Here is a 21,358-nt window from a genome sequence, read left to right on the forward strand (position 1 = left end):
CGCGCCCCCGCTCGCGCTTCTAGAGTTCTTACCTGAGCGCACCCCCCGCCCACGCGGCCCTTTGTGTAGAGCTCGGTCCCCCCGCCCCCCCCCCCCCCCGGTCCGGATCCGGCCCGGCGTGACATCGATGATGCGCGCTTTGTTGTGGACCGAGTCGGTGATGACGCCTGCCTGGCTGCCGGTGAACGACTGGGCCTCGTGGCCCAGGTTTTTGATCGCCATCGCCAGCAGGGCCATGGAGATCCGCTCTCCCGCGGTCAGCAGCATGTCGAACTCACGCCCGGCAGGGATCGGGGATACCTGCCCGGCGAGATCGATCAACTCGTCCGTCGTGTCACCCATCGCCGACACCACGACGACCACTTGGTGGCCGTTCTTCTTGGCGTCGACGATCCTCTTGGCGACCCGCTTGATGCCCTCGGCATCGGCTACGGAGGAGCCTCCGTACTTCTGCACGACAAGGCCCACGTGCGCTCCTCGCTCAGTCCATCGCTACAGCACCGCGCGTCGCGGCACATCGCTGCTGTCGGCTCAGTTTAACGAGCGGCCGCCGGACGACCCGTCTATATCACATCGTGAGATGTCCCGCTCACTCCGTGATCACCCCGGGCGTCCACGGCCGCTCGATGAGGAAGCATGCCCCCATTCGCCGGTCACACGCGGAAACGTGGCCCACGTCACGCGTGTGCGCACCGCGCCGGGTCCCTCACGGCCGGTCAGCGGGTCCTGGGGGTCATGGTGTCGTCTTCTTCCCTCCATGGTGCCCAGGCCAGGGCTCTCCGAGGACTCATGCGCCCGCCCGAGCCGACGTACCGCCGCCGCTGCCGAGCGCCCTGACCCGGGCACGGACCTGTTCGCCATGGACCGGCTCGGGGACCGGCCGGGCCCTCAGACCGGCCGCCGCACGCAGTTCGTCGGCGCGGCGGGCCACATCCACCTGGGCGGGGATCGCGCGGAACGTGTCGGGGATCGCGTCGATGACCAGGCCCGTCTCCTCGGCCGCGTCGTACGCCGTCATCTCCTCCCGGCACTCGACGCAGACACCCCCGACCAGCAGCGTCATCGACTCGTCGTTCTCACAGGTGATGCAGGTCATCAGCGCACGGGTGATGTGGGCCGGTGCGCTGGTACTGCTCGGCTCGGGCGGCATCTTGCTCTCCAGTCGGGTACGGGCGATCGCGCCGGGGCTGTGCAGGGGCTGCGGCAGCCCGGCGGTCAGGGATCGGGTGATGTGGTCCGGCGTGGCCCCACGCGCCAGCCACTCGGCGGCCAGCGCTTCGAGCGCGGCGCACTCGGCGGCGGACAGGGTCATACGGGGTTCGGTACGGCCGAGGCGCGCGAGGGTGCGGTACGCGATGGACGCGGGCGCGGGCGCGGCGGCAGGGGGTGCCGGTTCCGGGTCGTGTACGGGCTGCTCCGCCGCGCGGGACTCCGGGTGCGCGCCCGGTGCGGGATCGGCCACCGCCTCCTCGCGCAACCGCCGCTCCAGCTCGGTGAGGTCGATCCCGCGCAGGCCGTCGACGTACGCCTTCCACCACTCGTCGTCCCTGGCCGTACGGGAGAAGTACGTGTGCGTCACCCAGCGGAAGCTGTTGTCCTCCAGCGCCAAGTGCTCCTTGACCCGGCGCAGATGACCGGCGTCCGAGAGGAAGCGCAGCGCCTTGCCGCAGGCCTGCTGGCCATAGTCGGCGACGTTCGCGGCGAGCGCCTTGTAGCCGATGGCTGAACCCTCGGGCAGACGATCGATGTATGCGGCAATCGCCGCTTCCCTCGTGCGCAGATGTGCGAAGTCGGCCTCGCCACGCGGGCGTTGGTCGGGCGCGGAGCGCTTGCCGTAACCGGGGTTGGCGAAGGGGTGCCCGGACGCGGGCAGGGCAGCACTAGAGTGGACGTAAGCCACGATCGAAACTCGCATTCGACTCGCTGGTCAGGCTCCGGAATGGTGTTGGCGCACCGCCGGAGCCGTTTTACGTGGCGAACCTAAACGCTCGACACGCTCTGACGCAACCCGAACACAGATAGTCATATTCGCTCGTCAGCGGAGGGTTGGGGAGGGTGGTTGGGTTTCCCTCAACCGCCCCATCCCTGGGAAAGGGCTCGAAGCCCGGGGCCCGGAACCCGGGGCTCAAGCTCCGGGACGACCTGCGGCGATCCCCTCGCCATCCCCCGACTCGCATCCCCGCGCCCCGATGGAGAAAATGACCGTCCGGCACGGGTCGACTCAGGCGCGGCGGCTCGCGTACGCGACGAACGCACCCCAGGCGGCGGGCGATGCGGCGAGCTCGGGGCCGGCGGTGAGCTTCGAGTCACGGACATGGACGGCGGAGGGGCAGACCGCCACCTCGACGCACAGGTCACCTTCCTCGTCGCTGTACGAGGACCTGCGCCAGCAAAGGACGCTGTCGCTGCGGGCATTCTTCATAGTTCATCCGCCACCCGGGTAATGAAGTTCATCGATTCCTGGGCGCTGAGCGCCTCCATGCGGATCCTGCCATAGCGCTCCACCAACTTACTGACTTGCTCCGGTACGGGCATGAACTCACTGAGCGATTGAGCCGATGTATAACCCGAACTCTCGTGCGCGGCGTTCCGCATCACAACAATCGGGCCGCTGAGTGCCGAGGACACGACCCGCTCGAACGGCAGTACCTGCAAGGAGACATTGTGCAACTGCGCTACATCCACCAGGTGCTTCAACTGGTCCCTGTGCACGTCCCGTCCACCCATCGGGCAGCGCAGCACCGCTTCGTACACGACGAAACTGAATTCCACCGGCGGCGTCCGGGTGAGAATTGTCTGCCTCTCCAGACGTCCCCGCAGACGCTCCTCCGCCACCTCCTCGGACACCACGGGGCAGTTACCCATGAACATCGCCTTCGCATGGCAGGCCGTCTGCAACAGCCCTGGCACCAGGGCCACTTCGTACGACCAGATGCTCACCGCCTCTGCCTCCGCGTCCATGGCCTCCTGCGCACGCAACGGAAAACGGTCCTTCCGCAGATACTGCTTCCCCGCGCTCAGCAGCCCTTCCGCATGGAACAGGTCATCTGCCGCGTCCAGCAGCTTCGGCGTCGGCATCCGCGCGCCCTGCTCCATGGATTTGATCGTGTCCGGGGAGTAGTTGGCGACGACGGCCAGTTCCTCGCGACTCAACCCGGCCCTCATGCGCCACCGCTTGATCTGATCACCCACGTACCGCCACACGACGGGGGCCTGTTCATGGGCCCCGCCCCCCGCGTTCTGGAACAACACCGTTCACGCCTCCTGATACAGCGCTCGCGTATCCCCTCTGTCGCTTCCGAGCGTAATCACGCCCCACCACTCTGTGACCATGAACGATGCAATCGACCCCGTCCGGGTGCCCCCGCCCGCGTCGGTCGTCCTGATGCGGTTCGCGCGCTCGGCCGCGTCCGTTCCCGCCGCGCGGGCCTTCGTCCGAGGGGTGCTGCGCGACGCGTGCGCGCGGGGTGCCTGTTCGCTGGACGACGTGCTCGTCTGCGTCTCTGAGGTCGCGACCAACGCGGTACGGCACGGCGTGCCCGCCGGCGGGGCGTTCCTGCTGAGGATCGACGCCGACGAGGCGCGCGTACGCGTCGAGTGCCATGACGCCAACCGGCGCCGCCCGCGCGTACGGCACCCCGCCGACGACGATCAGTCCGGGCGCGGTCTGCTGCTGGTGGAGGCGATCGCGTCGCGGTGGGGGGTCGGGGAGCGGCCGTTCGGAAAGTTCGTGTGGTTCGAGCTGGACGTCAGGCCGCCAGGATGATCAAGGACGGGCGGCGCCCGTCACCTGACCGTACGGAGCCCCAGCGGGCCCGCGATCTCCTCGGCCATGACGCGGCCCGCCTCCTCCGCGAGGGCCTCCTCCGCGGCCTCCGTCAGCTCCTGGTCCGTGTCGAGGCCGTCCAGCGCCGGGAGGGGCTGGTCCAGCCGGACGTGGGCGACCAGGGACTGGAGGGCCCGCAGGGTGGCCGAGGCGGTGGAGCCCCAGTTGGAGAAGTACGAGAACTGCCACCACCAGAGCGCCTCGGTCGTGCGCCCCGCGCGGTAGTGGGCCAGACCGTGGCGCAGGTCCGTGACCACGTCGGCGATGTCGTCGGAGATACGGTGCGGCACGGGCGCCTTGCGGGGCTCGTACGGGTCGAAGACCTCGGAGTAGACGTCGATCGGCTCCAGGATCACCGCGAACCGCTCGCGCAGGTCGTCGACGTCGGGCTCGGGGCCCAGGTCCGGTTCGTACCGCTCGTCGGGAAGGATGTCCTCGTGTGCGCCCAGCCGGCCACCGGCCAGCATGAGCTGCGAGAACTCCAGCAGCAGGAAGGGTACGGCGCTGTCCGGCTCATCGCCCTTGGCCACTTCCGTGACGGCGACGATGAAGCTCTCGATCTGGTCGGCGATCTGGACCGCGAAGTCGTCCGGATCCTGGTCGACGGCGTGCAGCGTTGCGTCAGACATCGAGAAGTCGTCTCCCCTCGAAGGCACGCCCGAGCGTGACCTCGTCGGCATATTCCAGGTCGCCCCCGACGGGCAGACCGCTGGCCAGACGTGTGACCCTGAGGCCCATCGGCTTGATCATGCGGGCGAGGTACGTCGCCGTGGCCTCACCCTCCAGGTTGGGGTCGGTCGCCAGGATCAGCTCGGTGACCGTCCCGTCCGCGAGCCGGGTCAGCAGCTCACGGATCCGCAGGTCGTCGGGGCCCACGCCCTCGATGGGGCTGATCGCGCCGCCGAGCACGTGGTACTTCCCGCGGAACTCCCGGGTGCGCTCGATCGCGACGACGTCCTTGGGCTCCTCCACCACGCAGATCACGGTCAGGTCCCGGCGTACGTCGCGGCAGATCCCGCAGTGCTCCTCCTGCGCGACGTTGCCGCAGACCGCGCAGAACCGCACCTTGTCCTTGACCTCCAGGAGCGCGTGCGCGAGGCGGCGGACATCGGTCGGTTCAGCTTGGAGGACATGGAAGGCGATCCGCTGCGCGCTCTTGGGACCGACGCCCGGCAGCCTGCCCAGTTCGTCGATCAGCTCCTGAACCACGCCTTCGTACAACGGATTGCCTTTCCTGCCACGAATGCGTACGTGTCCACGTGGTACGTACGCTAGTTGGTACCGGCGAGTCTTAGAAGGGCAGGCCCGGCATACCGCCGAGGCCCTGGGCGAGCGGGCCCAGCTTCTCCTGCTGGAGCTGCTGCGCGTTGTCGTTCGCCGCGTGGACGGCCGCGACGACCAGGTCCGCCAGCGTCTCGGTGTCCTCCGGGTCCACCGCCTTCGGGTCGATGACCAGGCCGCGCAGCTCACCGGAGCCGTTGACGGTGGCCTTTACGAGACCTCCGCCCGCCTGGCCTTCGACCAGGGTCGCCGCCAGCTCCTCCTGCGCACGCGCGAGGTCCTGCTGCATCTTCTGGGCCTGCTGGAGCAGCTCTTGCATGTTGGGCTGACCACCACCGGGAATCACGGTCACTCCTGGCATTTCGACGACGATGTACCTGTAAGGCGAGCCTACGTGGTCCCCGCGTACCGCGCCCCACCCCACCGGGACCAACTCTTTCGGGTGAGTGCCCGACGGCTCCTCTACCTGTTCACACCCCTGACAGGGGTGAAAAAGCCGGGATTTCGGCCGCGCGGCCCACCATTTGGCGGTAGGAATTGCGACCACATCATCATGCGTGGATCATCCTGTTCGCCTCGTATCGGCCCGCACGCATGTGCGAAGCGCACCAGGAGCGCGGTCCGCCCCAGTGGATGGTGCACGTCACTCAGTGTCACAGCAGACCGTAGAGGAGTGCCTCGGTGAGCCAGCCGGAGATGCAGCCCGGAGGCCCCGCCCGGGAGGAGGGCGCCTCACCCGGCGTGGACGCGAGTACGGGCGCGGCCGTGGGCGGGAGCGCGGGTCCCGGCCCCGCGGAGCCCTCCGGCGACGGCGATGTCGGCGGCCCGCCGTACGGCGACCTGATCAGCGGGCCCTTCCCGCAGGGCGACTGGGCCGAGCCGGCCGAACGCCTCGACGAGCTGTACCGCTGGGTCGAGACGGGCGCGCTGCGCACGGTCGACTGGTACCTCGCCGACCGTGTGCGCAAGCGCCGCTTCGCCCGCGTCCTGCGCGCCGCCACCGCGCTCGGGGTGACGGCGGGCGCGACGCTGCCGCTGGTGGATCTGACGGGCGCGCTGGCGGGGGCGGCGGGATGGGGGTACTTCTCGCTGCTGCTGGGCGCGGCGTGCGTGGGGTGCGACCGGTACTTCGGGCTGACGTCCGGGTGGATGCGCGCGGTGGCCACCGCGCAGGCGGTGCAGCGCAGGCTCCAGACGCTCCAGTTCGACTGGGCCTCGGAGTGCGTACGGGAGGTGCTGGGCCCGACGGAGGGCACGGCGAGCGAGGCCGCGGAGCGGTGCCTGGGGGTGCTGCGGCGGTTCACGGAGGACGTGACGGAGCTGGTGCGGGCGGAGACCGCGGACTGGATGGTCGAGTTCCGCTCCGGACCCGCGCCGCTGGTGATGCAGTCGATGCCGATGGGCGGAGCCCGCGGGGAGGGCCCCGTACCGCCGCTGGGCCGCTTCCCGCTGCCGCCGGGCGCCCGCCCGAACATGCCCAGGCAGCGCCCGCCCGAGACCCGCTGAACCGCAGGTCACGGGGTCACGGGGGTACGGGGTCACGGGGGCACAAGATCCTGGAGCCTCGGGGTCACGGGGTCACGGGGCCGCCACCAGGCGGGCCAGCAGGTCCGCGTGCGTACGGCCCAGGTGTTTAGCCGCCGTCAGCAGGGTGAGCGGGGTGTCGGAGCGGGCCAGCTCCCGCAGGCGCAGCAGGGCCCGCGCGGGCTCGGGCGCGGTCAGTTCGGCCTCGTAACGGGCGCAGAACTCCTCGTACCGCTCGTCCATCCGCTCGTGGTACCAGGCTCGCAGCTCGGGCGACGGGGTGGCCGACTTGGCCCATTCGTCGAGCCGTACGTCCTCCTTGGCGAGGCCGCGCGGCCAGAGCCGGTCCACCAGCACGCGGGTGCCGTCCTCGGGGGCCCACTCCTCGTACACCCGCTTGACCCGGACCGTCGCTCCGGCCCCGGTCGGCGTGGCTTCTTCTTCGCGCTCCATCGTTCGAGCATGCCCGTGGGCGGGCGCCCCTGCGACTTCTGGCCGCCGGGTGTCGAGAACTCGCCAGAAGGGTTCGGCGGAGGAGCGCGGGACAGGGATGAGCGCGGGACACGGAGGAGCGCGGGAGAGGGGCCGGCTGTTCACCGGCCCCCGTACCCACTGCCGCCGTCGCCCGCCGGACGACCGGCCGGGCGAGCGGTCAGCTAAAGATGATCATGGAGCCTTGTCCCAGGCTCCTGGTGGCCGCCGCGTGCAGCCCCAGCCACACATGGCGCTCCCGGGCGAACGGGCTGTCGTCGTAGGGGATCGAGGCCGCCGGTTCCTCCAGCGAGGTGGGGCGGTCCGGCGGGGTCGGGGCCGACGGGGGGTTGGCCGGGTCGATACCGATCGCCGGGCCGACGATCTCCAGCTCGCGCAGCAGCCCCTGCGTCGAACCCAACGGGCCACCACCCGCGAGGAGTTCCTCGTTCGAGAGGGGGAGGTCGAAGTCCACGGGGACATACGCGCCCGCGTGGTCGTAGTGCCAGACGAGATGCGACTGCTGAGCGGTCGACTCGAACATCTCCAGCAACTGCTCGTAGTCACCGCCCAGTTCGCCGACGGGTGTCACCGCCAGGCCGCAGAGCTGGAGCAGGTACACACGCCGCAGGAAGTGCAGCGCGTCGTAGTCGAAGCCGGCGACCGGGGCGACATCGCCCGCGAGGCCCGGCATGTAGGCGAAGACGGGAACGGACGGCAGCCCGGCCTCGCCGAGCGCCTTGTCGTAGACGGCGATCTCTTCGGCGAAGGGATTGTCGGGGCTGTGGCACAGCACATCGACGAGGGGGACCAACCACAGGTCACAGGCCAAGGGAGGCTCGCTCTCCAACGGGTTCGTACGCGTGCGCGCGATGGTCGGGACAGCGTAATGCGGCAGCCACGTCGGGCGAAGGGGCCCGACGGGCCCGCGGCCACCGCCGGACTCGAAACCGACACCGGCCGGGCGGCCCCTCCCGCGCCCCAGGGCCCGTCGGCCCGCATCATCGCGTCCCCATCATCCGGTATCGATCATCCATCCGGCATCGGTCATCCGGTATCGATCGATACCCAGGAACCGCAGCCGGTCACCTTCTGGGCGGAAGGTCCCAGATCCAGACCCCGCCGGTCCGCTTCCCCGGCCGCTGGAACAGCTTCTCCAGCGTCTCGTAGAGCGCCGCGTCGTTGGGCTGCGGCACCAGCACCACCACGCCGCCCTTCCAGAAGTCCAGGTCGAAGCGTGCCTGCGCGCGCCACCGGTCGTCGATCACCGGCGCCTGGCCGCTGTAGCGGACGTCACGGAGCATGGAGGAGGTGTAGCGGGCGGGCGCACCGTAGATGCCCATACGGTTCTCGCCCCAGGGCCCGTTGAAGTAGCCCCCCGGCACGGAGAATCCGAACCTGGTCGAGGACTGCCAGTGCAGCGCCTCGGCACTGCCCGGGTCGGGCAGCGGTACGGGGACCACGGACTCGCCCTCGGTGACGTACGCGCGGTACATCTTCTCGGTGAAGAACCGAGGCACCTCGGGCCGCTCCCGTACCGGCAGGGGCGTCGGCACGATCGGGAGCAGGGCCACCGCCACCACCCCGAGACCGATGAGCCGGTGACGGCGCGGCACCCGCTCCCGCCACACGGCCGGCGAACCCTCCGCGTCCCGTACCGCGCTCGCGGCCCGTACGGAGCGGGCGTCCACCAGGTGCGCCACCGCCAGCGCCACCAGCGCGCCCAGCGCCGGCGCGCAGATCATCGCCACCCGCGACTCGATGACCGACTCGAAGAGCGGCTGGTGCGCCAGCGCCCGCCACGGGCCCGGGAACACCACGTCGGTGTAGGGGATACGGATCCGCTGCCCCAGCGACAGCAGCGCCGCCGCCACCGCCGTGAACGCCAGCGCCCGCACCACCGCGAGCCGCCACAGCCACACCACGATGCCCAGCGCGAGGGAGATCAGCGGCCAGCCGTAGAAGGCGTTCTGTTCGGTGCGGTTCATCGCCAGGGCGTCGGCCGTCGCCTCGTCGCCGAGGAGCGCCCGCCCGGAGAACTCCAGGAAGGAGAGCGGGCTGTTGCCCGCGCTGTCGCCGTGCAGCACGCTGTGGTAGCTCTGCGGGCCGAGGAACTGCCAGTACAGCGGGAACGCCACCAGCGGCAGACAGACCAGCAGCGCCACCCCGACCCCGCGCAGCAGGGGGCCCAGCGCCGCCCGCGCGACATCGCGGCGTACGACGGCGTACGAGAGGGCGAAGAGCAGCGTGCCCATCACGGCGAGCAGCAGCGGCTCCTCGCCCAGGAAGATCTGGTACGTCGCGAAGAGGCCCAGCAGGACCCCGTCCCGTACGGTCCTCGGCTTCCCGTCCCGCGCGTCCTTGCCGTCCTTCCCGCTCTTCCCGTTCTTCGCGGCCGGTTCGCACAGGCGCAGCGCCCGGTCGATGATCACGGGGATCATGAACAGCACGAGGAAGTTCGGGTGCGCGTTGGCGTGCGAGATCATCGGCGGCCCGAACGCCGCCAGCGCCGCGCCGAGCGCGGCGGCCCGGGGGTCGCTGGTCAGCCGGCGCGCGAACAGCCGGTACCAGGTGAACGCCGTGGCGGCGAGCCCGAGCGTCAGGACGAGCGCCCAGGTGACGACCGGGCCGAACGCGAGGGTGACGGGCGTGAGCGGTACGGAGAGCCCGAGCATGACGGTGTTCGCCATGAGGTTCACGCCGTCGGGGAAGTTCTGGATCGTGGTGAAGAGCGGATTGCGCAGATGCGTGACGTTGTCCGCGGTGACCGCGAAGAACCACTCCCACTGGTTCTGGTCCGACCCCGCGTCCGCGAGGTATCCGCGGTCGAGGTCCGCCCACAGCCCCTTGTAGAGGAAGAAGGAGGCGAGGACGAAGACCCCGGCGACGGCCAGGTCCGCGCGGTGCCGGCGCCCCCAGCGGCGGACGGCGCCCCGGACGCCGCCCTGTTCGCCGCCGTCCCCGGACGCCCCGCCGCGGGCGACCCGCAGCCGGGCCAGCTCCAGCAGCACCCTGCCGTAGTCCAGCGGCCGTACCTTCGAGCCCGGCTGGTGCGACCAGCGCACCGGAACCTCCGTCACCGGCCATCCGGAGCGCCGGAAGAAGCGCAGTATCTCGACGTCTATGCCCCAGCCGTCCAGCCGCGAGTCGGCGAAGGCGGCCCGTGCCCGCTCGCCGTCGAAGAGCTTGAAGCCGCACTGGGTGTCGCTGATGCCGTCGACCGCGACGCGCTGTATCAGCCGGTTGCCGAGCCGCCCCAGCCACTCGCGCACCGCGAGCTGCCGTACCTCTATCCGCGCGTCGGGATGGGCGCGCGAGCCGATCGCCGCGCCGGCGTCGTCGTCCGCCGCCAGCAGCTCGTCCAGCCGGTCGAGTTCGCCGATCGGGGTCGCGAGGTCCGCGTCGGTCACCAGGACGCGCCGGCCGTACGAGGCGAGCACGCCCTGCCGCAGGGCGTGGCCCTTGCCGCGGTTGCGGACGCTCCTGACGAGCTGGATGCGCGGCTCGTCGGCGGCGGCCTCGGCGGCGACCTCGGCCGTACGGTCGGTGGAGCCGTCGTCGACGACGATCAGCTCCCACTCGCCCCAGCGGTCGGGGTCGGCGCGCAGATGGTCGCGGATGGCGTCGAGGGTGGGGCGCAGACGGCGTTCCTCGTTGTACGCGGGCACGACGACGGTCAGGTCGACGAGGCCGCCGGTGTGCGGGGCCACGCTCACGCCCGGGTCCGCGCCCGGGCCCGCACCGGGGTCCGCACCGGGGTCCGCACCCGTGTCCGCACCAGGATCCGCACCCGTCTCGGTCACGTCCGTACCGGTCACGTCCGTACCGGCGCCCGTGTCCGCGCCGTGGGTCTCTTCCGTCGTCATATCCGCGGGCGCTCCAAGCGGTCCGCCCACCTCAGGGAGTGGTCGTCGTAGTCACCGATGACGGCCCGTACGGCCGCCGTGTCGCCGAGGGTCAGGGCGTCGACCAGCGGCTCGTAGCCGTTCCAGAGCCAGGTGGCGCAGGCCTTCGCCCCGCCTTCCGCCCGCAGGAACGGTACGGAGAACACCCAGGCCTGCACGCGCAGCCGGTGCAGGAACTCCGCGACGTACGGGTTGGCGACCAGGGCGCCCAGCTCCCGCCAGAACCGCAGGTCGTACCCGATGAGGATGTTCAGGTCCCCGGCCCTGGCCGCGCGCGCCGCCTCCTCCGCCCGGCGCCGTACGGAGACCAGCGCGGTGCCCTGCGCCCTGACGGCGAGCTGTTCACCGCCCAGTTCGCCGAAGACGGCGCCGACGACCAGGGCGCGCGCCTCGGCCATGCCCCGGAAGTCCGTCACGGAGAACTGGTGGACCCGGAAGCCCCGGTGCTGGTCGGAGTCGAGCAGATCCTGCGCCGAGAGGTCGACCAACGCCTCCCTGACGGGCGTCGCCGAGACCCCATACTGCTCGGCGATCTGCTTGACCGTGAACTCCTGCCCCGGCAGTAAACGCCCCGCGAGCACCTCGTCACGCAGCGCGTCCGCGATCTGCTGCCGCAAAGTACTGCGGGTGACAGCTCCGCTGGCGGGCATGGTTTTCCGTCCCCTCGTCCGGCTTCCGACACCTTAAGCCAGGGGGTGGGGAGGAACGGGGCCGCCGTGGACCCGGACGGGGGCGTGGCCACCCTCCTGACCTGGCCCGGGGCCGGATTCGACCCCGGACCTGTCCGGATTCCGTGGTTCCGCGAGCGGGCCCGCGGGCGCGCGGGACCGGCGGACCCCGCGGACCCCGCGGACCCCGCAGACCTCGCGGACCCCGCGGACCCCGCGGACCCCGCGGGCGCGCGGGACCGGCCGGAGCCGGGCGCCGGGCCGGGCTCTACACCGTGTGCTCGTCCGCGACCGTCAGCGCCGCGTCCAGGACGGCCAGCCCCTCCTTCGCCTCCGCCTCGGAGATGTTGCAGGGCGGCACCGCGTGCGTACGGTTCATGTTGACGAAGGGCCACAGGCCGCCCTTCTTGCACGCCGCAGCGAAGGCCGCCATCGGGGCGTTCGCCTCGCCCGACGCGTTGTACGGCACCAGCGGCTCGCGCGTCTCCCGGTCCCGTACGAGATCGAGCGCCCAGAAGACCCCCGTGCCCCGCACCTCGCCCACCGAGGGGTGACGCGCCGCCAGCTCGCGCAGGCCGGGGCCGAGGACCGTCTCGCCGATGTGCGCCGCGTGCTCCACGATCCGCTCCTCCGCCATCACCTGGATCGTCGCGACGGCGGCGGCGCAGGCCAGCGGATGGCCGGAATAGGTGAGTCCGCCGGGGTAGGGGCGGGTGGCGAAGGTCTCGGCGACGGCGGCCGAGATGGCCACGCCACCGAGCGGCACGTACCCCGAGTTGACGCCCTTGGCGAAGGTCAGCAGATCGGGGACGACATCGTGGTGCTCGGCGGCGAACCACTTTCCCGTACGGCCGAATCCCGCCATCACCTCGTCCAGCACGAACACGATGCCGTGCCGGTCGCAGATCTCCCGGACGCCCGCGAGATAGCCGGGCGGCGGCGTCATGACACCGGCCGTGCCGGGGATCGTCTCCAGGATGATCGCGGCGATCGTCGCCGGGCCCTCGAAGGCGATCGTCGCCTCCAGGTGCTCCAGCGCGCGGGCGCATTCCTCGGCCTCGTCGGAGGAGTAGAACGCGGAGCGGTAGAGGAAGGGGCCGTGGAAGTGGACGACGCCCGCGGTGCCGCTGTCGGAGGCCCAGCGGCGCGGGTCGCCGGTCAGGTTGATCGCGGTGGAGGTGCCACCGTGGTACGAGCGGTAGGCGGAGAGCACCTTGGGGCGGCCGGTGTGGAGGCGGGCCATCCGGATGGCGTTCTCGACGGCCTCGGCGCCGCCGTTGGTGAAGAAGATCTTGTCGAGGTCGCCGGGGGTGCGCTCGGCGATGAGGCGCGCGGCCTCGGAGCGCACGTCCACGGCGAAGGCGGGCGCGAAGGTGGTGAGGCGGCCGGCCTGTTCCTGGATCGCGGCGACGACGGTGGGGTGCTGGTAGCCGATGTTGGTGAAGACGAGACCGCTGGTGAAGTCGAGGTAGCGGTTGCCGTCGTAGTCCCAGAAGTAGGAGCCCTCGGCGCCGGCGACGGCGAGCGGGTCGATCAGGTCCTGCGCGGACCAGGAGTGGAACACGTGCGCGCGGTCGGCGGCCTTCACCGCGGCGCCGATGTGCGGGGCCGCGGCGTGCGGGTCTTCGTACGAGGTGGGGTGCGGGGCGGCGTGTGCGGTCATGGGACCAGCCTAGGGAGGTCCCGGATGGGACGGATATGGCCAGGATGTATGGGTGGGGCGGCGCCGGTCGGCACTGTGTCGGGTCCGCTCCCCCCGCCCGCTCCGGCCGGCCGCCGCCGAGCGGGCCCGCCCCGGTCGGTCCGCCGGCTCGCCCCGGTCGGTCCACGGGCTCCCCCTCGATCCGCTCCCCCTCGGTGGGAGATGATCCGGGCGCGCCACCACAATGGGGTGTCAACGGAGTACGGCGTACAGCGTACGGGAGGGGCCGCGCGGCCATGGACGGACTGGTAGCAGGAGATCCCACGCACATCGGTTCCTACCGGTTGCTGGCCCGCCTCGGCGCGGGCGGGATGGGCCAGGTCTATCTGGCGCGTTCCGAGCGGGGCCGTACGGTCGCGGTCAAGCTCGTCCGGCGGGAGCTGGCCGAACAGGAGCAGTTCCGCGGCCGGTTCCGCCAGGAGGTGGCGGCGGCGCGGCGCGTCGGCGGGACGTGGACGGCGCCGGTCCTCGACGCCGACACGGAGGCGGACGTGCCGTGGCTGGCCACCGGCTATGTCGCGGGCCCCTCGCTCCAGACGGTGGTGTCGGGGCGGCACGGGCCGCTGCCGGAGCGTTCCGTCCGTATCCTCGCCTCCGGTCTCGCCCACGCGCTCCAGGACATCCACGCGGCGGGGCTGATCCACCGTGACCTCAAGCCGTCCAACGTGCTGGTGACGATCGAGGGCCCGCGCGTCATCGACTTCGGGATAGCCCGCGCGCTGGAGACGGTGGGGGAGGAGAGCCTGACCCGGACCGGCGCGCTGGTGGGCTCGCCCTGCTTCATGGCGCCCGAGCAGGTGCGCGGGGACCGGGTGACGGCGGCGTGCGACGTCTTCTGCCTCGGCTCGGTCCTGGCGTACGCGACGACGGGACGGCTGCCGTTCGGCGGGACGGGCACCGGGGTGCACGCGCTGATGTTCCGTATCGCGCAGGAGGAACCGGACCTGTCGGGGCTGCCCGAGGGCCTGTTGGAGCTGGTGCGCGACTGTCTGCGCAAGGATCCGGCGCAGCGGCCGACCACGCGGGACATCCTGGCCCGGGTGGGAGAGGCGGAGGACTCGGGGGCGGGTCCCGGCGGGGAACCGTGGCTGCCGGGCGGGCTGCTGGCGCAACTGGGGCAGCACGCGGTGCGGTTGCTGGAGCACGAGGACCCGACGGGGACGGTACGGCCCCCGGAGACGGTGCCGGGGACTGTGCCGGGGACGGACAGCGGCCCTTCGGCGCCGGGGGCCCCGGGGGCATACGGGGCGCACGGTCCGCACGGGACCCAGGTGGTGAACGACCCGGCGGCGCCCGGCCCGGCCCCCGCGCCCTCCGCCACGCCGCCACCGGCCACCCCGCCGCCCGGCTACGGCTATCCGCAGCCGGGACCGTACCCGGGCTACGGCTATCCGCGGCCCGGGGACGGCGCCACCCCGGCCACGCCCTACGGCCCCACTCCCCCGTACACCCCGGCGCCGGGTCCGGCGCCGGACCCGGCGGCGCGCAATGTGCGCGGCACGGTGGCCCTGATCGCCGTCGCGGTGGTCGTCGCGATCGGCGCGGGCGGCTCGGTGTACGCCGTCATGCACGGCGGCGGGGCGCGGACGGACGGCGCGGCGGGCTCGTCCCCGGCGCCGTCCGGTACCCCCTCGGGCTCCGACCCGGCGCCCGGTCCCGGCGATGTCCCGTCCTCCTACCTCGGCACCTGGGACGCCACCGTGGACGGCGGTTCGGGGCGCAGCACGCGGACGCTGGTCATCCGGCAGGGTGAGAGCGGCGACACCGTCCTGACCCTGACGGCGGACGGCCCGAAGGACGGCTCCGGCGGGTACCACTGCGTCTTCGAGGCCCCGCTGACCGCCCCGCCGCCGGACGGCGCCCCACTGCGGATCGGCCCGTCGGAGGTGGTCTCCGGGGAGCCGATGACCTCCTGTTCCCCTGGTCCCGCCACCGAGTTGACGATCCTGCCCGACGGGAGCCTGCGCCGGGTGACGACGGCCGGGGAGGCCGTGACGTACACGAGAACGGACTGAAGGAGCCGTCCCGGCGGGGGTTTCGGCCGTCCCCTCCTGCCCGGGTCTCCGGACCGTCGTACCCGCGTTCCGGGTGACGGGCCGGCGGTAGCCTCGGCAGTTCCGTACGCGACCGCGCACGGAGCGTCACCGGAGTCCGGAAGGCCCCTCTCATGCTCCACACCTCTGCCCGGTTCCGGCGTGCGCTGGGCGCCCTCTCCGTCGTCTCCGCCGTCCTGGCGGCGCTGGGCTCCGTGGCGGCCTGCGGGGGGACGGGGAGGAGCGACGGCAAGGGGCAGTCCCACGAGACGCCCGCCGACGCCGCGGACAGCCTGGAGAAGCTGATCGTCGCCGAGGTGGAGGGCTTCGAGGTGACCGGGGCGACCGCGGCGGAGGTGCGCGCCACCGACGCGGTGACGGCGTCGGAGGCGGCCTGCCAGCCGATCGCGGACCTGGTGGGAACGGTCGCCGCGGGCTCCCCTTCGGACACCGTCTACCGCCAGTTGATCGCGTCCTCGGAGCCGCGGGACCGGACGGCGCCGGCCGTGCTGGTGGCCCTGTCCTCCTATCCGCGGGGCGGCGCCGCGCGGGCCCTGGCCGCTCTCGGCGAGGCCGTGTCCGCCTGCGAGGGCGGCTTCACGACGACGGCGGCGGACGGTGAGGAAGGGCGCGACGTCTACTCGGAGGTCGAGGCGGAGAACGGCCCGGCGGGACTGGACGAGTCGCTGGCCTTCGAACTGACCGGCACGCTCGACGGGGAGAGGCTCCCGCTGAAGTACACGCTGGTGCGCACCGGGGACACGGTGGCGCTCTTCTACGCGATGAACCCCTTCGACCCGGCGAGCGTGGCCATCGCGCCCACGGTGACGGCGGCGCAGATGGCCCGGCTCATGTGACGGACCGCCGGCCGCGCCGCCGCGGAGCAGACGGTACGGGCGGCCCGGCGCCGCGTTCGCGTGAGGGTGACCGAACACCTCGTACACCGAGGAGAGTTGAACTCCATTTGTTTCAGCTCTATGACGCCGCGCCGTCCCGCAGTACGTTGGGAGCGCTCCCATAACCGGATCCCCCACACCCCCCCAACCCGGAAGATGGAGACCGCATCATGGATTGTCATGAGCACTTAAGGCTCGACCGCGCCACCCGCCCCCGGCACACCAAGCGCTGGCTCCTGCGCGTCCTGGGGCTGCTCTCCACCGTCATGCTCTGCCTGATCGGCACGGTCGGCACCGCCTCGGCCCACGGCTCGGTCATCGACCCCGCCTCCCGCAACTACGGCTGCTGGCTGCGCTGGGGCAGCGACTTCCAGAACCCGGCGATGGCCACGCAGGACCCCATGTGCTGGCAGGCGTGGCAGGACAACACGAACGCCATGTGGAACTGGAACGGCCTCTACCGCAACGGCGCCGCCGGTAACTTCCAGGCCGTCATCCCGAACGGGCAGCTGTGCAGCGCGGGCCACACCGAGGGCGGACGCTACAACTCGATGGACGTCCCCGGCGCGTGGAAGACGACCAGCATCAAGAGCAACTTCAAGATCAACCTGTACGACCAGGCCCGGCACGGCGCCGACTACATCCTGGTCTACGTCAGCAGGCAGGGTCTCGACCCCACGACCCAGCCGCTGAACTGGAGCGACATGCAACTGGTCAAACGGACCGCCGCGTACGCCCCGGCCGAGTACTACCCCATCGACGTCACCACGTCGGGGTACACCGGACGGCACGTCGTCTACACCATCTGGCAGGCATCGCACATGGACCAGACGTTCTTCATGTGCAGCGACGTGACCATCTCCTGACCCGGCCCCACCCCGGTCCACCCGTCCCCCCACACAAGGACAACGGGCGCCGCACCCCGGTGCGGCGCCCGTTCGTGGCGCCCGGAGGGGCGGCGGCGCACTCGGACCCCGCCCGGGGAGAGCTTCAGCTCTGCCGACGGACCACCGAGGAGTCCAGGAGCCGCTGGAGATCGAACACGAGCGCCAGCGAGTAGGTGCCCAGGGCCGCCAGGTTCTGGTAGATCCGGACCGCGAGAAGCTCCTGCCTCTCCAAGGTCCGGTCGAAGTCGCGGATCGTGATCACGGATTCGTAGGTACTGAAAGGGATGCCGAAGTCGTCGTCGTACTCATGGGACTGTTCGTATTCGACCGCGGCATAACCGAGCGACGCACCGTACTCGCCACCACCGGACCCCTGCGCGAGATGCGCACCGCACGCCGCGGAAATATCGGACACCACTTTTTCGACCGGGTGGCCGGGCTGGATGAAAATGTAGTGGTACGCGCTCACCGTTCTCCTCATGGCCAGGTGATGTTGAATCCGTCGCCGACGATCCTGATGTTATCCATGCGCCCAGGAGGGTTGTTGCGCAGGAACTTCCCCAGCCCTTCCCTGGCCGCTTCCTCGTCGAGCCCGCTTCCCCGGCTGTCGAGAACGGCATCACGGGCCTGCCCTTTGGCGGAATTGAGCTGATTCTTCACGGTGTTCGACGTCGCACCGGGATCGAGGCTCTTGAATTCGGTCTGCACTCCGTCGACGGCCGCGTCGGCGGTGCGCACTCCGGATTCCCGGGACTCCGCCTGGGCCTTGACCTTCTTCCCCTCGGATTTGAGGAGATCCGCGATCTTCCGCTCCTTCTGGTTGAACGCCTTCTCCGACTCGTCGATCTCCCCCTCGTCCCTCCTGTTCCCCGTCCCTTCCCCTCCCGCCCCCGGGCCCCCCGCGCCCGCCGCCATGAGAACGACCCCCGCCGTGCCGAGGAGGGCCCCGCTGATCGCGGCCTCGGCCGTGACCGCGCCGATCGCGGCCATCCCGCCCGCGCCGCCGACGCCCGCGAGGGCGAGGCCGCCGGGTGGGAACAGGGCGAGGAGCGACAGCAGGAGGAGCGCGAAGCCGAGGTGGACGAGGAACGTGTCGAGCGCGTCGAGCAGATGGAAGGTGGTGATCGCCCTGCCCTCCGGGCCGGCGGTGCCCAGGCCCCGGTACAGGAGCAGGGACCCCGCGGTGGCGGCGCCCAGTGCGGTGCCCAGGCGGAAGCGGTGGACGGCCAGCAGTTCGCCGAGCGGCTGGGCCGAGGCGGCGCGCGCGGTGCGGAGCAGGCGGACGAGCTGCCAGGCGATCCAGACCAGGGCCGCGACGCCGAAGCCCAGCAGGATCCGGGGGCCCGCGCCGGTCGCGAAGAACTCCTGGAGCCCGGCGGTGGCGGTGAACGAGCCGACGCCGAGGTAGAGCAGCGAGGGGAGCATCAGGACCCACGGGACGAGCATCAGCCATCTGCGCCGGGCGCCGCGGGCCCTGACCGCCGTGAGCCGGGTACGTATCTCCTCGGAGCGCCACGCGTCGTGGTGGTCCGAGGCGTCCATCCGGGCGGTGATGCCCGCGACCGCCCGGCGCAGCACGTCGGTGTCAGCGGACGGGCCGACCGCGGTGGCGTACAGAAGGGAGCGGCGCAGACCGACGTAGCGCAGGGCGATCAGCAGGCTCCACGGAACCCGCCGCCACGCGTGCGGCAGGGAAAAAGACCAGGTGGAGTAGTGCAGCAGCGCCGCCACACTGTCCCCGTCGGCCCGCTCCGCGGCGAGCAGTACGCCCGGTACGGTGCGTTTGCCTCGGTGGACATGGCGCAGATCGACGGCCGCGGCGACGACCAGGCAGACCAGCGGGACCGCCCACACACCCGCGTCCAGCGTCTCCAGCCACTCCCGCGCGCGCTCCCCCGCCTGCCCGGAAGGGCTCTGGGCCACATAGTTGTTGACCGTGTGGTGGAGTACGGCGAACCCCGTCGGCACCACCGCGAGCGCTCGTACCCACGAGCGGGTGCGCCACAGCAGGCCGACGGCCAGTCCGGCCGCCGCCGTCCAGACGAGGTGGTCGAAGGTCTCGGCCGCCGGCGGACCGACTGCGGCCGACTGGCCGAACGGAGCGGGCAGCCAGCCGCTGAACACCTGCTCCGGGCCGGGGACATAGGGCGGGAAGATGCTGTCCGGGACGATCCAGCCGCCTTCGGGCCTGGCGATCGCGCGGTCCGCGTCCACACCGAACCGGAGCACCGACTCCAGTAGCCCGAACCCGGCGCCCAGCGCGGCGCCGAGCAGTACGAAGTCGGTCAGTCCCCACTGCCTGCGGACCTTCAGGCTGAGCCCGGCGAGCAACAGCGGGGAGACCTTGACCAGTTCCTCCAGCCAGGGCGCCACCAGGTAACCGGTCGTGTCCGTCACGTCCGCCAGGGAGCGGCCCGACCCGTCCGCGTAGAGCCGGGTGTACGCGAGTTGGAGCAGCGCCGTCACCACGCCGCATCCGTACACACCGACCACGATCGCCAGCAGCACCGTCGACAGCCGTACCGACCGCGCCGGCCAGGACAGCACGAACAGTTGCAGTACACCCCAGACGGCCGCGGCCGTCATCACCACCACCACGCGAGCCCCCCACGCCCCGGACCATGACCCTCGCATTCGCAAACGCGAATTTCAGAGTAGACGCTCGCTCGCGTCCGCAACAGGGCCTCGGACAGAACACGACCGCCCCGGCGCCGTGTCCGGGCCGGGGCGGTGCGGTGCGGGGGAGCGGTGCGAGGAAGCCCGAGGAGGGCTACCGGAACCGGGGATCTACAGGAACGAGTTGATCTCGATCGTCTCCGTACGGCCCGGGCCCACGCCGATCGCCGAGATCGGGGCTCCCGACATCTCCTCCAGCGCCTTCACGTACGCCTGCGCGTTCTTCGGCAGGTCGGCGAACGTCTTCGCCTTCGTGATGTCCTCCGACCAGCCGGGCAGGTACTCGTACACCGGCTTCGCGTGGTGGAAGTCCGTCTGGCTGTACGGGAGTTCCTCGACGCGCCTGCCGTCGATCTCGTACGCCACACACACCGGGATCTGCTCCCAGCCGGTCAGCACGTCCAGCTTGGTGAGGAAGAAGTCCGTCAGGCCGTTGACCCGGGTCGCGTAGCGCGCGATCACCGCGTCGAACCAGCCGCAGCGGCGGTCGCGGCCCGTGGTGACGCCCCGCTCGCCGCCGATGCGGCGCAGGGCCTCGCCGTCCTCGTCGAAGAGCTCCGTGGGGAACGGTCCGGCGCCGACGCGCGTCGTATAGGCCTTGAGGATGCCGATGACACGGTTGATCTTCGTCGGCCCGACACCCGAGCCGGTGCAGGCGCCGCCCGCCGTCGGGTTGGACGAGGTGACGAAGGGGTACGTGCCGTGGTCGACGTCGAGCAGGGTGCCCTGGCCGCCCTCGAAGAGGACGACCTTGCCCTCGTCGATCGCGTTGTTCAGAATCAGCGTCGTGTCGGCCACGTACGGCTTGAGACGGTCCGCGAAGGTCAGCAGCTCCTCGACGACCTTGTCGGCCTCTATGGCCCGCCGGTTGAAGACCTTGGCGAGGAGCTGGTTCTTGGACTCCAGCGCCGCGTCGACCTTCTGCGCCAGGATCGACTCGTCGTAGAGGTCCTGGACGCGGATGCCGGTGCGGTTGATCTTGTCCGCGTACGTCGGGCCGATGCCGCGCCCGGTCGTGCCGATCTTCCGCTTGCCGAGGAACCGTTCCGTCACCTTGTCGACCGTGACGTTGTACGGCGTGATCAGATGAGCGTTGCCACTGACCAGCAGTTTCGACGTGTCGACACCGCGCTCGTCGAGACCGTTCAGCTCGGAGAACAGGACAGCCGGGTCGACCACCACGCCGTTACCGATCACCGGGGTGCACCCCGGGGAGAGGATTCCGGAAGGGAGGAGATGCAGTGCGTACTTCTGGTCGCCCACGACGACCGTGTGGCCGGCGTTGTTGCCGCCCTGGTAGCGCACGACATAGTCCACGGAACCACCGAGCAGGTCGGTGGCCTTTCCCTTGCCTTCGTCACCCCACTGAGCACCGAGCAGCACAAGTGCGGGCACAGGCGTACACCCCTTCCGGGCGGGGCATGTCCAAGGTCAGGGAGCGCACAAACGCCGTTCGTACGGCGTGAGTACGCCGTAACCATGCGTGATC

19 protein-coding genes and 1 pseudogene are annotated in these 21,358 nt (G+C 71.2%); 5 read left to right on the forward strand and 15 right to left on the reverse strand.

The window, feature by feature from the left end:
• The 4 genes and pseudogenes from ACFXPK_RS23065 to ACFXPK_RS23080 form a co-directional block, all read right to left on the reverse strand.
• Window positions 1–468, reverse strand: a pseudogene (locus ACFXPK_RS23065) (hypothetical protein); the annotation flags it as partial.
• Window positions 469–787: 319 nt separating this feature from the next.
• Window positions 788–1,900, reverse strand: coding sequence for a hypothetical protein (locus tag ACFXPK_RS23070; RefSeq protein WP_385078200.1), 1,113 nt, complete (start codon window positions 1,898–1,900; stop codon window positions 788–790).
• A 321-nt stretch (window positions 1,901–2,221) separates the two neighbouring features.
• The gene (locus ACFXPK_RS23075) at window positions 2,222–2,422 is read right to left on the reverse strand and encodes a DUF397 domain-containing protein (protein ID WP_385078203.1); all 201 of its coding nucleotides are present in this window, start codon (window positions 2,420–2,422) and stop codon (window positions 2,222–2,224) included.
• Window positions 2,419–3,252 (reverse strand): helix-turn-helix domain-containing protein, encoded by an 834-nt coding sequence (locus ACFXPK_RS23080; RefSeq protein ID WP_385078206.1) that lies wholly within the window; start codon window positions 3,250–3,252, stop codon window positions 2,419–2,421. The genes ACFXPK_RS23075 and ACFXPK_RS23080 overlap by 4 nt, the downstream gene beginning before the upstream one ends.
• A gap of 79 nt (window positions 3,253–3,331) precedes the next feature.
• Between ACFXPK_RS23080 and ACFXPK_RS23085 the strand changes: the two genes are divergently transcribed.
• A complete protein-coding gene (locus ACFXPK_RS23085) occupies window positions 3,332–3,766 on the forward strand; it encodes an ATP-binding protein (protein WP_385078209.1) in 435 nt (144 codons plus the stop codon).
• 20 nt (window positions 3,767–3,786) lie between these two features.
• On the opposite strand, the gene ACFXPK_RS23090 is transcribed toward ACFXPK_RS23085, so the two are convergent.
• The 3 genes from ACFXPK_RS23090 to ACFXPK_RS23100 form a co-directional block, all read right to left on the reverse strand.
• Entirely contained in the window at window positions 3,787–4,455 is a 669-nt protein-coding gene (locus ACFXPK_RS23090; RefSeq protein WP_384993379.1) for a DUF5063 domain-containing protein, read from the reverse strand.
• A complete protein-coding gene (gene recR, locus ACFXPK_RS23095) occupies window positions 4,448–5,047 on the reverse strand; it encodes a recombination mediator RecR (protein WP_384993377.1) in 600 nt (199 codons plus the stop codon). The genes ACFXPK_RS23090 and recR overlap by 8 nt, the downstream gene beginning before the upstream one ends.
• Window positions 5,048–5,117: 70 nt before the next feature.
• A complete protein-coding gene (locus ACFXPK_RS23100; protein ID WP_384993405.1) occupies window positions 5,118–5,453 on the reverse strand; it encodes a YbaB/EbfC family nucleoid-associated protein in 336 nt (111 codons plus the stop codon).
• A gap of 335 nt (window positions 5,454–5,788) precedes the next feature.
• On the opposite strand from ACFXPK_RS23100, the gene ACFXPK_RS23105 reads away from it, so the two are divergent.
• Entirely contained in the window at window positions 5,789–6,613 is an 825-nt protein-coding gene (locus tag ACFXPK_RS23105) for an SLATT domain-containing protein (protein WP_384993374.1), read from the forward strand.
• Between the two features lie 72 nt (window positions 6,614–6,685).
• On the opposite strand, the gene ACFXPK_RS23110 is transcribed toward ACFXPK_RS23105, so the two are convergent.
• The 5 genes from ACFXPK_RS23110 to ACFXPK_RS23130 all read right to left on the reverse strand — a co-directional run bounded on the left by ACFXPK_RS23110 (window position 6,686) and on the right by ACFXPK_RS23130 (window position 13,338).
• Complete coding sequence (locus ACFXPK_RS23110) at window positions 6,686–7,084, reverse strand: DUF488 domain-containing protein (RefSeq protein ID WP_384993371.1); 399 nt, start codon at window positions 7,082–7,084, stop codon at window positions 6,686–6,688.
• Window positions 7,085–7,283: 199 nt separating this feature from the next.
• Entirely contained in the window at window positions 7,284–7,934 is a 651-nt protein-coding gene (locus tag ACFXPK_RS23115) for a hypothetical protein (RefSeq protein ID WP_384915734.1), read from the reverse strand.
• Window positions 7,935–8,187: 253 nt separating this feature from the next.
• Window positions 8,188–10,818, reverse strand: coding sequence for a glycosyltransferase (locus ACFXPK_RS23120; RefSeq protein ID WP_385078248.1), 2,631 nt, complete (start codon window positions 10,816–10,818; stop codon window positions 8,188–8,190).
• A gap of 146 nt (window positions 10,819–10,964) precedes the next feature.
• Window positions 10,965–11,657, reverse strand: coding sequence for a GntR family transcriptional regulator (locus tag ACFXPK_RS23125; RefSeq protein WP_384993369.1), 693 nt, complete (start codon window positions 11,655–11,657; stop codon window positions 10,965–10,967).
• A 286-nt stretch (window positions 11,658–11,943) separates the two neighbouring features.
• On the reverse strand, window positions 11,944–13,338 hold the full coding sequence (locus ACFXPK_RS23130) for an aspartate aminotransferase family protein (RefSeq protein WP_384993366.1): 1,395 nt from the start codon (window positions 13,336–13,338) through the stop codon (window positions 11,944–11,946).
• Between the two features lie 275 nt (window positions 13,339–13,613).
• Between ACFXPK_RS23130 and ACFXPK_RS23135 the strand changes: the two genes are divergently transcribed.
• The 3 genes from ACFXPK_RS23135 to ACFXPK_RS23145 all read left to right on the forward strand — a co-directional run bounded on the left by ACFXPK_RS23135 (window position 13,614) and on the right by ACFXPK_RS23145 (window position 17,172).
• Entirely contained in the window at window positions 13,614–15,392 is a 1,779-nt protein-coding gene (locus tag ACFXPK_RS23135; protein ID WP_385078215.1) for a serine/threonine-protein kinase, read from the forward strand.
• Between the two features lie 152 nt (window positions 15,393–15,544).
• Entirely contained in the window at window positions 15,545–16,267 is a 723-nt protein-coding gene (locus ACFXPK_RS23140) for a hypothetical protein (protein WP_385078217.1), read from the forward strand.
• Window positions 16,268–16,476: 209 nt separating this feature from the next.
• Complete coding sequence (locus ACFXPK_RS23145; protein ID WP_385078220.1) at window positions 16,477–17,172, forward strand: lytic polysaccharide monooxygenase; 696 nt, start codon at window positions 16,477–16,479, stop codon at window positions 17,170–17,172.
• 124 nt (window positions 17,173–17,296) lie between these two features.
• Here ACFXPK_RS23145 and ACFXPK_RS23150 read toward each other — a convergent pair whose 3' ends face one another.
• The 3 genes from ACFXPK_RS23150 to ACFXPK_RS23160 form a co-directional block, all read right to left on the reverse strand.
• A complete protein-coding gene (locus ACFXPK_RS23150; RefSeq protein ID WP_384993357.1) occupies window positions 17,297–17,662 on the reverse strand; it encodes a hypothetical protein in 366 nt (121 codons plus the stop codon).
• An 8-nt stretch (window positions 17,663–17,670) separates the two neighbouring features.
• Complete coding sequence (locus ACFXPK_RS23155) at window positions 17,671–19,779, reverse strand: PrsW family intramembrane metalloprotease (RefSeq protein ID WP_385078223.1); 2,109 nt, start codon at window positions 19,777–19,779, stop codon at window positions 17,671–17,673.
• A 201-nt stretch (window positions 19,780–19,980) separates the two neighbouring features.
• Window positions 19,981–21,264 (reverse strand): adenylosuccinate synthase, encoded by a 1,284-nt coding sequence (locus tag ACFXPK_RS23160; protein WP_384993352.1) that lies wholly within the window; start codon window positions 21,262–21,264, stop codon window positions 19,981–19,983.
• Window positions 21,265–21,358 lie beyond the last annotated feature (94 nt).

This window comes from Streptomyces sp. NPDC059142, assembly GCF_042755665.1.
In the GTDB taxonomy this organism is placed as follows: Bacteria; Actinomycetota; Actinomycetes; order Streptomycetales; family Streptomycetaceae; genus Streptomyces.

What these genes read in the sequence shown, in the direction of transcription:
- ACFXPK_RS23075 (WP_385078203.1), bottom strand. Translation starts at nt 2,422, where the DNA reads ATGAAGAATGCCCGCAGCGACAGCGTCCTTTGCTGGCGCAGGTCCTCG.
- ACFXPK_RS23085 (WP_385078209.1), top strand. Translation starts at nt 3,332, where the DNA reads ATGAACGATGCAATCGACCCCGTCCGGGTGCCCCCGCCCGCGTCGGTC.
- ACFXPK_RS23090 (WP_384993379.1), bottom strand. Translation starts at nt 4,455, where the DNA reads ATGTCTGACGCAACGCTGCACGCCGTCGACCAGGATCCGGACGACTTC.
- ACFXPK_RS23110 (WP_384993371.1), bottom strand. Translation starts at nt 7,084, where the DNA reads ATGGAGCGCGAAGAAGAAGCCACGCCGACCGGGGCCGGAGCGACGGTC.
- ACFXPK_RS23125 (WP_384993369.1), bottom strand. Translation starts at nt 11,657, where the DNA reads ATGCCCGCCAGCGGAGCTGTCACCCGCAGTACTTTGCGGCAGCAGATC.
- ACFXPK_RS23130 (WP_384993366.1), bottom strand. Translation starts at nt 13,338, where the DNA reads ATGACCGCACACGCCGCCCCGCACCCCACCTCGTACGAAGACCCGCAC.
- ACFXPK_RS23135 (WP_385078215.1), top strand. Translation starts at nt 13,614, where the DNA reads ATGGACGGACTGGTAGCAGGAGATCCCACGCACATCGGTTCCTACCGG.
- ACFXPK_RS23140 (WP_385078217.1), top strand. Translation starts at nt 15,545, where the DNA reads ATGCTCCACACCTCTGCCCGGTTCCGGCGTGCGCTGGGCGCCCTCTCC.
- ACFXPK_RS23145 (WP_385078220.1), top strand. Translation starts at nt 16,477, where the DNA reads ATGGATTGTCATGAGCACTTAAGGCTCGACCGCGCCACCCGCCCCCGG.
- ACFXPK_RS23155 (WP_385078223.1), bottom strand. Translation starts at nt 19,779, where the DNA reads ATGACGGCCGCGGCCGTCTGGGGTGTACTGCAACTGTTCGTGCTGTCC.